Here is an 11,665-nt window from a genome sequence, read left to right on the forward strand (position 1 = left end):
CTGAAACTGTTTCGTTTTAATTCGTTCATATCCTGCCTTCGTTGTTCAGTGCAGGATACTCCTTAAACTATTGTCCGGATTTCCGGGTCCACTATAGTCTGCCTGCTTGCAGGGGTTTCAAATACTGCGTTGGCAGACGAGGACAGTTGAGCCGATGCATTGATTCAGAATGGCATCGCGGTGTTGCAGCAGATTGATCGCGACGGTTCCGGCGATGTCTGGGAGGGGGTGGCCAGTTTCGTTAAAGCGAAACTTCCGAAGGATACGTTCGTAAAAAGTATTCGCCAAGCCAGGTCAACCATTGGCACCGCGGCGCAACGGCGCTCGGCATCGGTCGTGCGGGTCCGTTATAACACGCAAACCGGCGATACGCCGCCAGGTCTGTATGCAAATATCGATTACGCTACCGATTTGCGAGATGGCACGACAGTGTTTGAATTGGTCAGCTTTCAACTTGATCCGAACGGTATCTGGCGCGTGACTGGATATATTCCACGCGACAAACAATAGTCTGACAATAATCCAAAGCAGAAAGATGCTGAAGTTTTGTCTCCGCAGAGATCCCGTCAAGCGATAACCGGGAAGCAGTCTGGCAACTGCTCAGACGCGCTTTCCGGCTTGATTCAGGTGCAGATCAATCGCGGATTTCCAGAGCGCGATTCAGGCTCAACGCAGCCATCGAGCAAGCCGCGCCAGACAGCAGATAGAAGCTCACATAGGCCAGCCCGAAGTGTGCCGACAAGCCTAGCGCCACCAACGGCGCGAAACCGGCGCCGACGAGCCACGACAAATCTGAAGTCAACGCCGCGCCAGTGTAGCGATACTTGGCGGGAAAGTTGGCTGTCACCGCACCGGCGGCCTGTCCATAAGACAGCCCGAGCAGGCTAAAGCCCAACAGGATGAAAACGTTCTGACCAAATTCCCCGCCGTTCATCAACATCGGCACGAACGCACTGAGTATTGCAATCAGCAACGCGCAGGCCCCTAGTGTAGTACGGCGGCCGACGCGGTCGGCAATCCAGCCTGAGGCGATCACACCCAAGGCCATCAGCGCCGCACCAATGATTTCGACATGCAGGAAATCGCTCGGTGAGCGCAATGAATACAAGGTAATCCACGACAACGGGAACACCGTTACCAGATGGAACAACGCGTAGCTGGCCAGCGCTGCGAGCGCGCCGATGATCAGGTTGCGTCCTTGCGAGCGGGACATTTCGAAGGCGTTGGTCGGCTCCAGTTCGCGCTCATCGAGCAGGCGCGCATATTCCGGCGTGGAGACCAGCCGCAGACGGGCAAACAAGGCGACGACGTTAATCGCAAAGGCAACATAGAATGGATAGCGCCAGCCCCAGTCGAGGAATTCGTCGCTTGTCAGGTTGGCGAGCGAGTAGGCAAACAAGCTGGCAGCGACGATGAAGCCGACAGGTGCGCCGAGTTGCCCCATCATCGCGTACCAGCCACGCTTGTTCGCCGGGGCGTTCAGTGCCAGCAGGGAAGGCAGGCCGTCCCACGAGCCGCCGAGGGCGATGCCCTGGCCGATGCGCAGCAGCGACAGCAGGATGATGGAGGCAAAGCCCAGATGTTCAAAGGTTGGCAGGAATGCAATTCCGGCGGTGGACAGGCCAAGGATAAATAGCGCCAGTGTCAATTTCACCTCGCGCCCAAAGTAACGCTGAATTGCCATAAAAATAACGGTGCCGAACGGTCGCGCTAAAAAGGCAAACGAAAAGATGGTGAAGGCATACAATGTACCTTCAAGTCGCGGCTCAAGCGGAAAGAACACTGACGGGAACACCAGAACCGAGGCGATGGCATACACGAAGAAGTCGAAGTACTCCGAGGCGCGGCCGATAACCACCCCAATTGCAATTTCACCCGGGGCGATTTCGGGATGGTCAGACCTGGAGGCGTGGTGGCCTTCGGTGACGCTTGGCTGAGACGAAAAATCGACGGAGTGTTCGTTATTTATATGTATGCTGGTCATGATCGTCATTCCTCACAAAGTAGGTTGCAGCCTGTGAGTGCGCCAACCCCTTCCAAATGCCGCTTGTAAGTGTAGGACAAAACGTCCAATCGCCAACGCACACCAGTAGCTGTACATTATCACGATTTTCTTGCTTCGACTGGAACTTTACGGCATGTATTCTCTAATAGCTCGTCGCGGACTGCTCCTTCTCCCCGTCATTTTATTGGCCGGGTGCAACACGGTGGTAATGAATCCGTCAGGTGACATTGCCAAACAGCAGAGCCACCTCATCATCGTCTCCACCTTATTGATGCTGCTTATCATCGTTCCGGTGATTGCATTGACCTTCTGGTTTGCCTGGCGCTACCGCAAAAACAATACCGAAGCCCGCTATGAGCCAGACTGGGATCACTCGACCCAGCTCGAGCTGATCATCTGGGGCGCGCCGCTGCTCATCATCATCGCGCTTGGCCTGCTGACCTGGATCAGCACCCATAATCTCGATCCGTACCGGCCGCTGTCGCGTCTGGATGCAGACCGTCCGATTCCAGCCGACACCAAGATCCTCACCGTAGAAGTTGTGGCGCTGGACTGGAAGTGGTTGTTTATCTATCCGGAGCAGGGGGTTGCTACGGTCAATGAGCTGGTGGCGCCGGTCGATGTGCCGATCCGTTTCAAGATTACCGCTTCCACAGTGATGAATTCGTTCTTCATCCCTGCGCTGGCAGGGCAGATCTACGCGATGCCTGGCATGGAAACCTCACTCAACGCCGTCATCAACAAGCCGGGTGAGTTCGAAGGCTTCTCTGCTAATTACAGCGGCGCAGGCTTCTCCCATATGCGTTTCAAGTTCCACGGCGTTTCAGCAGAAAATTTTGACCAGTGGGCTCAAAAGACCAAGGCTGGCGGCGGCGCTCTGAAGCGCGCAGAGTACCTGGAGCTGGAGCAGCCTAGCGAAAGGGAACCAGTTCGCCGCTATGCCAGCGTGGACAGCGATCTGTATCATGCGATCGTCAATCGCTGCGTCGAGCCAGGCCAGATGTGCATGGACAAAATGATGGTAACCGACACCAACGTCAAGGCAGGTATGCACCATGAATAATCACCAGCAAGGCACCCTGGCGCATGGCCAGCCAGCGTGCCGCTTTGCCGGTACTGGCGCCAAGGCAGGCGCCGCGTTCTCCTTTTTCTTCGGAAAGTAACAATGCTAGACCATATTGATCTGACCAAGCTGATCTTCGGCCGTCTCTCCTGGGACGCTATTCCCCTTCATGATCCGATTCTGTTGGCGACCTTCGCCATGGTCGGTATCGGTGGCGCGGCGCTGCTGGCGGCGTCGACGTATTACCGCGTCTGGGGCACTCTGTGGCGCGACTGGTTCACCAGTATCGACCACAAAAAAATCGGCATCATGTACATGGTGCTTGGCCTGGTAATGCTGTTGCGCGGCTTTGCCGACGCGCTGATGATGCGCGCCCAGCAAGCCTTCGCTTTCGGCGATTCCGCCGGCTTCCTGCCACCGGACCATTACGATCAGATTTTCACTGCGCACGGCGTGATCATGATTTTCTTCGTCGCCATGCCTCTGGTTACCGGTCTGATGAACTATGTTGTGCCGCTGCAGATTGGTGCGCGCGATGTGGCTTTCCCATTCCTCAATAACTTCAGCTTCTGGATGACGACATTCGGCGGCGGTCTGGTGATGGCGTCGCTGTTCGTCGGTGAATTCGCTCGTACTGGCTGGCTGGCTTATCCGCCGCTGTCCGGCATCCTGGGCAGTCCGGATGTGGGGGTCGATTACTATATCTGGGCGTTGCAGATTGCCGGGGTCGGGACCTTGCTGTCGGGGGTCAACCTGATCGTGACCATCGTCAAGATGCGTGCACCTGGCATGAATCTGATGAAAATGCCGGTCTTCACCTGGACTGCGCTGTGCACCAACGTACTGATCGTCGCCGCTTTCCCGGTGTTGACTGCGGTACTTGTCATGCTGTCGCTGGACCGCATGGTCGGCACTAATTTCTTCACCAATGACATGGGCGGCAACGCCATGATGTATGTCAACCTGATCTGGATCTGGGGCCACCCAGAGGTGTACATCCTGATTTTGCCGGCATTCGGTATTTTCTCGGAAGTGGTATCGACTTTCAGCAGCAAGCGTCTGTTCGGTTACACCTCGATGGTGTATGCGACCGTGGTGATCACCATTCTGTCCTATCTGGTGTGGCTGCATCACTTCTTCACCATGGGTTCGGGCGCCAGTGTTAACTCGTTCTTCGGCATCACCACGATGATCATCTCGATCCCGACCGGGGCCAAGATATTCAACTGGCTGTTCACAATGTACCGTGGCCGCATCCGCTTTGAAGTGCCAATGCTGTGGACCATGGGCTTCATGATCACTTTCGTCATCGGTGGTATGACCGGCGTGTTGCTGGCAGTGCCGCCAGCCGACTTCGTGCTGCATAACAGCCTGTTCCTGATTGCACACTTCCATAACGTGATCATCGGCGGCGTGCTGTTCGGTATGTTTGCCGGGATTAACTACTGGTTCCCGAAGGCATTCGGATTCAAGCTCGACGATTTCTGGGGTCGCTGCTGCTTCTGGTTCTGGACCATCGGCTTCTACTTCGCTTTCATGCCGCTGTATGTACTCGGCCTGATGGGTGTGACCCGGCGCATGAGCCATTTCGAAGATACGTCGCTGCAAATCTGGTTCATCATCGCTGCTTTCGGCGCGGTACTGATTGCCCTCGGCATCGCTTCTTTCGTGATCCAGTTGATCGTCAGCTTCCGCCGTCGCCACCAACTGCGCGACACCACTGGCGATCCATGGGGTGGCCGTACTTTGGAATGGTCGACTTCGTCGCCGCCGCCTGACTACAACTTCGCGTTCACGCCACAGGTACACGACAACGATGCATGGACTGACATGAAGAACAACAATTACGTTCGTCCGCAGAAAGGCTTTACCGAAATCCACATGCCGAAGAACACGGCTGCCGGCTTCGTCATTGCCGGTCTGAGCGCGGTTTGCGGTTTTGCCTTGATCTGGCAGATGTGGCTGTTGGCAGGCTTGGCCTTTGTTGCTGTGGTTGCCGCCGTCATCATTCATACTTTCAATTACAACCGCGATTACCACATTCCTGCGGATGAAGTTATCCGCACCGAAGATGAACGCACACGTTTGCTGGCTAGCCATGTCTGATATCACTACTTCCTCTGCTGGCGCCATGAGCGCCGACCCGAGCTCGCGTTACTTTGTGCGCGAGCACCATCCTGAGAACGGCACTTTGCTCGGTTTCTGGCTGTACTTGATGAGCGATTGCCTGGTGTTTGCCTGCCTGTTCGCGACCTACGCAGTACTGGGCCGCAACTATGCAGGCGGCCCGACCGGCGCTGAATTGTTCGACTTGCCACTAGTGGCCATCAATACAGCGTTGCTGTTGTTGTCGTCGATCACCTACGGTTTCGCCATGCTGGAAATGCAGCGCAAGAAACAAGGCGCAACCCTGGGCTGGCTGGCCATCACCGGCCTGCTTGGCGCGTGCTTCATCGCTTTAGAGTTGCATGAATTCATGCACTTGATCCATGAAGGCGCTAGCCCGCAACGTAGCGGCTTTCTGACTGCATTCTTTGCGCTGGTGGCGACCCACGGTTTGCACGTGAGTTTCGGCATCATCTGGCTGATCACGCTGATGTTCCAGGTTCGTCGTCATGGGCTGACCGCAGAAAACGGCCGTCGCCTGATGTGTCTGTCGATGTTCTGGCACTTTCTTGATGTGGTCTGGATCGGCGTCTTTACCTTTGTCTATCTGATGGGAGTCTTGCCATGAGCGGACATCAACAACACCCGGCGCTAGTCGTCCCGCACAGCCATGACCACGATACGCATGTCGATCATGGCACCGTAAAAAGTTATGTTACCGGCTTCGTGCTGGCCGTGATCCTGACAGCGATCCCATTTTGGTTAGTGATGGGAAAAGTCATCGATAAATCCAGTACCACCGGTATCGTGTTGCTGGCTTTGGGTGCCGTGCAGATCGTGGTTCACATGATCTACTTCCTGCACATGAACACCAAGTCCGAAGGCGGCTGGTCGATGCTGGCCATGCTGTTTACGGTCATGGTGGTAGGCATTATGCTGAGTGGCTCGATATGGGTGATGTATCACCTGAACCACAACATGATGCCTGGTATGATGCCGGCGTCGATGCAGGAAACCGTGCCTGAATCCCTGCAGGGGATTCCTGGTATGCACAATATGCCTGGCATGCCAGGTATGCCGGCTTCGCATGATTCGCAAAGCATGCAAAACATGCACAATATGCAAAACAGCCACACCTCACCATGAACCAGGCGCCGCACAGCAAGGTAGCCGGCGACGGATTGCCGGATTACACTGCTGTTGCGGCGCGCGATGTCAAGCCGCAGCGGCGCGCCAACGCCGCCCGGCTGATGTTAGCTGTGTGCGCAGGGTTGATGTTTTTTGGCTTTGTGGCGCTCGGCAGTTGGCAGCTAAAACGCCTGCAATGGAAACTTGACCTGATCGAACGGGTAGAGCAACGGGTTCATGCACCGGCAATCGCGGCGCCTGATCGGCAAAACTGGCCGCAGATCAACGCCCAAAATGACGAGTATCGTCATATCCGCCTTACCGGCAATTTCTTATATCAACTGACAACTCCGGTCCAGGCAGTCACAGAACTCGGCAACGGATTCTGGTTGCTGACGCCGTTGCGTAGCGCCGATGGCAGCGTGGTACTGGTGAATCGCGGTTTCGTTGCCGCCAAGGTCGGCGACTGGAAATCCCAAGACTCAGCGTCCCAAGACTCCGCGGTTGTCCAATCTGCCTCATCCGAGACAGTTAGCGTCACTGGCTTGCTGCGCCTTAGTGAACCCGGCGGCGGCTTCTTGCGCCGCAACGACCCACAAGCCAACCATTGGTATTCACGCGACGTGCAGGCAATCGCAGCGGCGCGCGGCTTGTCTGCTGCGGCCCCTTATTTCGTCGATGCCGATGCCGGTCAGAGCGGTTCCGGCGGTGCCGCGACCGGGCAACCTATCGGCGGCCTGACCGTGGTCTCGTTCCATAATAGTCATTTGGTTTATGCTCTCACTTGGTATGCTCTGGCGTTGATGGTGGCCGGGGCTTGCTTCTGGGTAGTGCGGGAAGAGCGGCGTACGGTGCATCGCACCGACATTACCGGCGCCAGTAGTGACGGTATCGACCGGGAAAGTGACGATGGCAAGCAAAATTGAATCTGGCGCCAACACAGACACAGATGATTTGAAACAAGCAATAACCGGTGCAGCCGCGACAGACGACACGCCCGGCCACAAGAACATGCTGCGGCTGATTCAGTTACGCTGGATCGCTGTGATTGGTCAGATCGGCACGATCGTCGTGGTGATGTTCTGCTTCGATATCGCGTTGCCGCTACCGCAGATGCTGATGGTGCTGGCATGCCTGATTGCCTTTAATATCGGCAGCCATCTGCGCTGGCATGAGCGTACCGAGGTCAGCAACAATGAGTTGTTCCTGGCGCTGCTGGTAGATGTTGGCGGCTTGACCGCGCAACTCTACCTCAGCGGCGGCACTGCTAATCCATTCGCATTTTTGTTTCTGCTTCAGGTCATTCTGAGCGCTGTGCTGCTGGAAGCCTGGTCAACCTGGACCATCGTCGCCATCACCAGTGCGTGCCTGGCCGGACTCTCGCTGTTTGCCGTACCGTTGCACCTGCCAGCCGATCACGGCAACGGTTTAACCAGCTTGTATGTCGATGGGATGCTGCTTTGCTTTGCCATGATCGCTGCATTGTTGGTCTTTTTTGTCACCCGCATCAACCTTAACCTGCGTGTCGGCGACGCCCAGCTTGCCGATTTGCGCCAGCGCGCGGCCGAGGAAGACCATATCGTTCGCATGGGCTTGCTGGCCTCCGGTGCGGCGCATGAACTCGGTACTCCGCTGGCAACCCTCTCGGTTATCCTTGGGGATTGGCGGCGCATGCCGGAATTCAGCACCAACCAAGAACTGCTGGAAGAAATCAGCGAAATGCAGACGCAATTGCAACGCTGTAAAAGCATCGTCAGCGGTATCTTGCTGTCGGCCGGTGAGGCGCGCGGCGAATCGTCTGCAAAAACCACTATCAGTACCTTTTTGAATGACCTGGCCAAGGAGTGGGGCGCGACCCGGCCGGTTGTGTCGTTTGCCTATGAAAACCAGATCGAGCAGGATATGCCGGTAGTGTTTGATTCGGCGCTCAAGCAAATGATTTGCAATGTGCTCGACAATGCGCTGGAAGCATCGCCGCAATGGGTCAGCCTGCAGGCATCGCGCCAATGGGATGCATTGATCCTGCAAGTCTCCGATACCGGCCCCGGTTTCGTGCCGGCCATGCTCAACCAGATTGGCAAGCCGTATCAGTCAACCAAGGGGCACCCGGGTAGCGGGCTCGGGTTGTTTTTCGTGGTCAACGTCGCGCGCAAATTGGGCGGTGTTGTGAGTGCCAGAAATCGTAGCGAAGGCGGGGCTGAAGTCCGCCTGACCTTGCCGCTCGCTGCCATCAGTCTAGAGGAGGAAATTGACGATGTCAGTTGAACGATTGCTGCTCATTATCGAAGACGATGCCGCATTCGCTCGCACCCTCGGCCGCTCGTTCGAGCGCCGTGGCTATACGGTCTTGCTGGCGGAGAGCCTGGACCAGGCTGCGGCATTGCTGCTGCAACATTCACCCGGTTACGCTGTTGTCGATCTCAAGTTAAACGGCAGCACATCGGGGTTGGCCTGCGTACAAATGCTGCACAAGCATGATCCCGAAATGTTGATCGTGGTGCTGACCGGGTTCGCCAGCATCACTACCGCAGTCGAGGCGATCAAGCTCGGTGCCTGCCAATACCTGGCCAAGCCATCCAATACCGACGACATTGAAGCTGCATTTGGCCACGTGGCCGGCGTTGCAGATGTCGAACTGACCAACCGATCTACGTCTATCAAGACTTTGGAGTGGGAGCGTATCCACGAGGTACTGGTAGAAACCGGTTTCAATATCTCTGAAACGGCACGCCGTCTTGGCATGCATCGACGCACGCTGGCGCGCAAGCTGGAAAAGCAACGTATCAAATAGCGCCACAATAGCGCCACGTCTGGCAAATTCGCATCGCTCAACCATTTTCATCAAGGGCTCACGCCAGCGACTTCAGCGGATTTTGCTGTGTCGAGACGACAATTAAGGCTTAAATAACTTGTAACTAGTTGCACATAACCAACACTATAAGCTGCTGCCTCCGCCATTAACCCGGCGAGGCGGCAATAGCGGCTGTTCACATCAGCCATTTATTATTTTGCTTATGGAGTTTTATCATGTCAGCTATCTTGTCCCCTCGTTCGCTTGTCAAAGAAACCGATATAACGACGACACTGTTGTCACCTGATTTCTTACAAACTACACAGCCGAAAACGTTTCGTCATTCGATCGACGCCTATCTGAAAGACTCGAATGCAACCGGGAACATCTATTTCGCGAGGCATTTCGAGTGGCAGGGAATTTGCCGCGAACGCTGGTTTTTTGAGTGTGTTTCTGCCGATATGCTGCAATCTCTCGGGGTGTTCGTGACCAAGGAAGCGCAACAGAAATACGTGAATGAGACATTCGCGTTTCAAAAGATCGATTGCGAGGTCAACACTTTCGCGGTGAAGAATTGTTCGTTCTCGCTATTGTTTCGTTTCCTTGTTGCTGGCGAACTCGTCGCCATCGGCCATCAGCAAATTGTTTTCGCCAACAAGGAGAAGAAAATAGCGCGCCTGCCGGATCACATCCTGGCAAAGATTCGTGAGTACGAAGTCGAGAAGGGTCACCAATCGCCAGAGCGACTGATCGTTGTCTGATTGAGTCCTCGAACTAAGAGCCAAGCGGGGGAGAGATAGCACTACTTTTCTCCGCTTGCAGCGATGTTGGCGCGCGAGTCAGCGCTTGCTCCGTGTTCTCCAACCGCGGAAATTCCAGTATAAAAGTAGTGTATTGGCCAGCGACCGATTCACAACCGATACGTCCTTTAAAAGACGCCATCACACGATGGCAAAATGTCAGGCTAACGCCAGTCCCGCCGTCCTGCTTGGTGGTGAAAAAGCCATCGAAAATGTTCGGCAGCACCTCTTGCGCAATACCGGTTCCCGTGTCGGTAAAATGCAAGCGGTTGAATACTGTGCCGCGCTCGGTGGCTATGTAGATATCGCCTTTCTTTGCCGCCTTGATCGCGTATAACGCATTTTTCAACAAATTAAACAGCACAAGTATCAGTAACGTATCTGAACCGTAAAAACGGAATTCTTCGGCTGCGTTGACAGCGATGCGTTCCCGATATTCAGGATCGAAGCTGTACCTGTCGATGGCTTCGGCCAGGCAGTCTTGGATTGCGTGCTGGGTGAAGTTGGATTTATCGATCTGATCCATCTGGATCGACGCCAGCATCATGTCCAGCACCGCATTGGTTCGATCCACTTCTCTGGTCAGCGCTTGTCCGATGGTGGTGAGATAATTCATGGCGAATGGCGGCAATGTCGGTTCGCATAGCTTGTTCGATACGGCGACTTGATAAGTGTGCAGCAGCATCGGAATGTATTTATTGATCCCTTGCGCCTGATTACGGATCGACAGCAGCGGGGTACGCATTTCATGCGCGACCGTGGCGGCAATCGCCGTTGGATTGAACAAGCCGTATTTGACGATCGCAATCGTGATAATGCCGAGGCTCACGGCAATGAGCAACACCCCGGGCGGATAGAACTCGTAGCCGTAATTACACAGATAATCTATGGCGGCGAAGAAGTAAGTCAATATGCCTGCGACACAGAGGCGCAATCTGATGCGCTTATTGGGTGGGGCACGACGTTGCTGCATGAAGGTGATGTACAGGCCGCGATTGACTACGATCACCGTTTGCAGCACGTGGATCGGGTGTAGCAGCCCAGCCTTGGGATAGTATCCCCAGAAATACTTATAGTATCCAGAGACGAAGAGGTCACTGCCGAGCAGGAACACCGCCAGTATCGAGGCCAGACCGTACGACATGTAGACCAGATGCCGCTCCTGCGGCCGATCGGAGACTTCGGTCAGAAAATGATACAGGCTCGTCGGCAGGAACAAGATCAGCAGATAGCCGAGTTTGATCAAAAATATCGCCACCCATGTTCCTTGCCAGAATGCAGAGGTGGCGCACAACACCGAAAAACTGATGCCGATACGGGTAAAGCCCTGCGTGCACACTACGTACAAGCCATAACCCAGGAACACAGACGACACCAGCGCGGGCAATATTGAGTACATTGGCAATAGCAATCAAGTGGTAAGTTGATACGCGTTATTGACTGAGGGAGGCCTGCTTAACAGAACAGGCCGTATGAAATATATCGTTCAATTGTCAATGCCGACATTATCATAGACTTACGATGATTCCCATTGGAAACTATTGTGCCGAATCTGATATGCACAAGCCGATTAATTGTGTTTTTTGCCATCAATCAGAGGATGTAATTAGTTTTGTGTAAACGGTCATTTGGCAGGACACTGCCGCCATAGAGGAAAAAATGACCTACGTAAAACGCACCAAACGGGCCAAGCCCGATCCTGAGTTGGTCAAGCTGGCGGACAGCCTGCTTGACCAACTACAAGAAACCTGAAGACCTGATTGGCGAAAATG

Annotated in this window: 12 protein-coding genes; 9 read left to right on the forward strand and 3 right to left on the reverse strand. The window is 54.8% G+C overall.

The features are described 5' to 3' along the window. The first annotated feature begins 159 nt into the window (after positions 1-159). Positions 160-510, forward strand: coding sequence for a DUF4019 domain-containing protein (locus ACIQ0R_RS07095; RefSeq protein ID WP_395825486.1), 351 nt, complete (start codon positions 160-162; stop codon positions 508-510). 124 nt (positions 511-634) lie between these two features. Here the strand turns inward: ACIQ0R_RS07095 and ACIQ0R_RS07100 are convergent, their stop codons facing one another. After that, on the reverse strand, positions 635-1,984 hold the full coding sequence (locus ACIQ0R_RS07100) for an MFS transporter (protein WP_395825489.1): 1,350 nt from the start codon (positions 1,982-1,984) through the stop codon (positions 635-637). A gap of 154 nt (positions 1,985-2,138) precedes the next feature. Between ACIQ0R_RS07100 and cyoA the strand changes: the two genes are divergently transcribed. Next, positions 2,139-3,068: a ubiquinol oxidase subunit II gene (gene cyoA / locus ACIQ0R_RS07105; protein ID WP_395825516.1), complete on the forward strand. Its 930-nt coding sequence runs from the start codon at positions 2,139-2,141 to the stop codon at positions 3,066-3,068. On the opposite strand, the gene ACIQ0R_RS07110 is transcribed toward cyoA, so the two are convergent. Beyond that, entirely contained in the window at positions 3,043-3,171 is a 129-nt protein-coding gene (locus ACIQ0R_RS07110; RefSeq protein WP_395825492.1) for a hypothetical protein, read from the reverse strand. The genes cyoA and ACIQ0R_RS07110 overlap by 26 nt on opposite strands. Here ACIQ0R_RS07110 and cyoB point away from each other — a divergent pair. The 7 genes from cyoB (at position 3,171) to ACIQ0R_RS07145 (ending at position 9,854) form a co-directional block, all read left to right on the forward strand. Then, a complete protein-coding gene (cyoB, locus tag ACIQ0R_RS07115) occupies positions 3,171-5,174 on the forward strand; it encodes a cytochrome o ubiquinol oxidase subunit I (protein WP_395825495.1) in 2,004 nt (667 codons plus the stop codon). The genes ACIQ0R_RS07110 and cyoB overlap by 1 nt on opposite strands. Beyond that, positions 5,167-5,802, forward strand: coding sequence for a cytochrome o ubiquinol oxidase subunit III (cyoC, locus tag ACIQ0R_RS07120; protein WP_395825498.1), 636 nt, complete (start codon positions 5,167-5,169; stop codon positions 5,800-5,802). Before cyoB ends, cyoC begins: the two co-directional genes overlap by 8 nt. Beyond that, positions 5,799-6,320 (forward strand): cytochrome o ubiquinol oxidase subunit IV, encoded by a 522-nt coding sequence (cyoD, locus tag ACIQ0R_RS07125; protein ID WP_395825501.1) that lies wholly within the window; start codon positions 5,799-5,801, stop codon positions 6,318-6,320. The genes cyoC and cyoD overlap by 4 nt, the downstream gene beginning before the upstream one ends. Continuing rightward, the gene (locus ACIQ0R_RS07130; protein WP_395825504.1) at positions 6,317-7,228 is read left to right on the forward strand and encodes an SURF1 family protein; all 912 of its coding nucleotides are present in this window, start codon (positions 6,317-6,319) and stop codon (positions 7,226-7,228) included. The genes cyoD and ACIQ0R_RS07130 overlap by 4 nt, the downstream gene beginning before the upstream one ends. An 85-nt stretch (positions 7,229-7,313) precedes the next feature. Next, positions 7,314-8,567, forward strand: coding sequence for an ATP-binding protein (locus tag ACIQ0R_RS07135; protein WP_395825519.1), 1,254 nt, complete (start codon positions 7,314-7,316; stop codon positions 8,565-8,567). Further along, the gene (locus ACIQ0R_RS07140) at positions 8,557-9,093 is read left to right on the forward strand and encodes a response regulator transcription factor (RefSeq protein ID WP_395825508.1); all 537 of its coding nucleotides are present in this window, start codon (positions 8,557-8,559) and stop codon (positions 9,091-9,093) included. The genes ACIQ0R_RS07135 and ACIQ0R_RS07140 overlap by 11 nt, the downstream gene beginning before the upstream one ends. Before the next feature lie 236 nt (positions 9,094-9,329). After that, positions 9,330-9,854 (forward strand): acyl-CoA thioesterase, encoded by a 525-nt coding sequence (locus tag ACIQ0R_RS07145; protein ID WP_395825511.1) that lies wholly within the window; start codon positions 9,330-9,332, stop codon positions 9,852-9,854. A 13-nt stretch (positions 9,855-9,867) separates the two neighbouring features. On the opposite strand, the gene ACIQ0R_RS07150 is transcribed toward ACIQ0R_RS07145, so the two are convergent. Continuing rightward, positions 9,868-11,292, reverse strand: a complete 1,425-nt coding sequence (locus ACIQ0R_RS07150; RefSeq protein ID WP_395825513.1) for an ATP-binding protein — start codon at positions 11,290-11,292, stop codon at positions 9,868-9,870. Between the last annotated feature and the right edge of the window lie 373 nt (positions 11,293-11,665).

The organism is Collimonas sp. (genome assembly GCF_044339385.1).
GTDB lineage: Bacteria > Pseudomonadota > Gammaproteobacteria > Burkholderiales > Burkholderiaceae_D > Collimonas.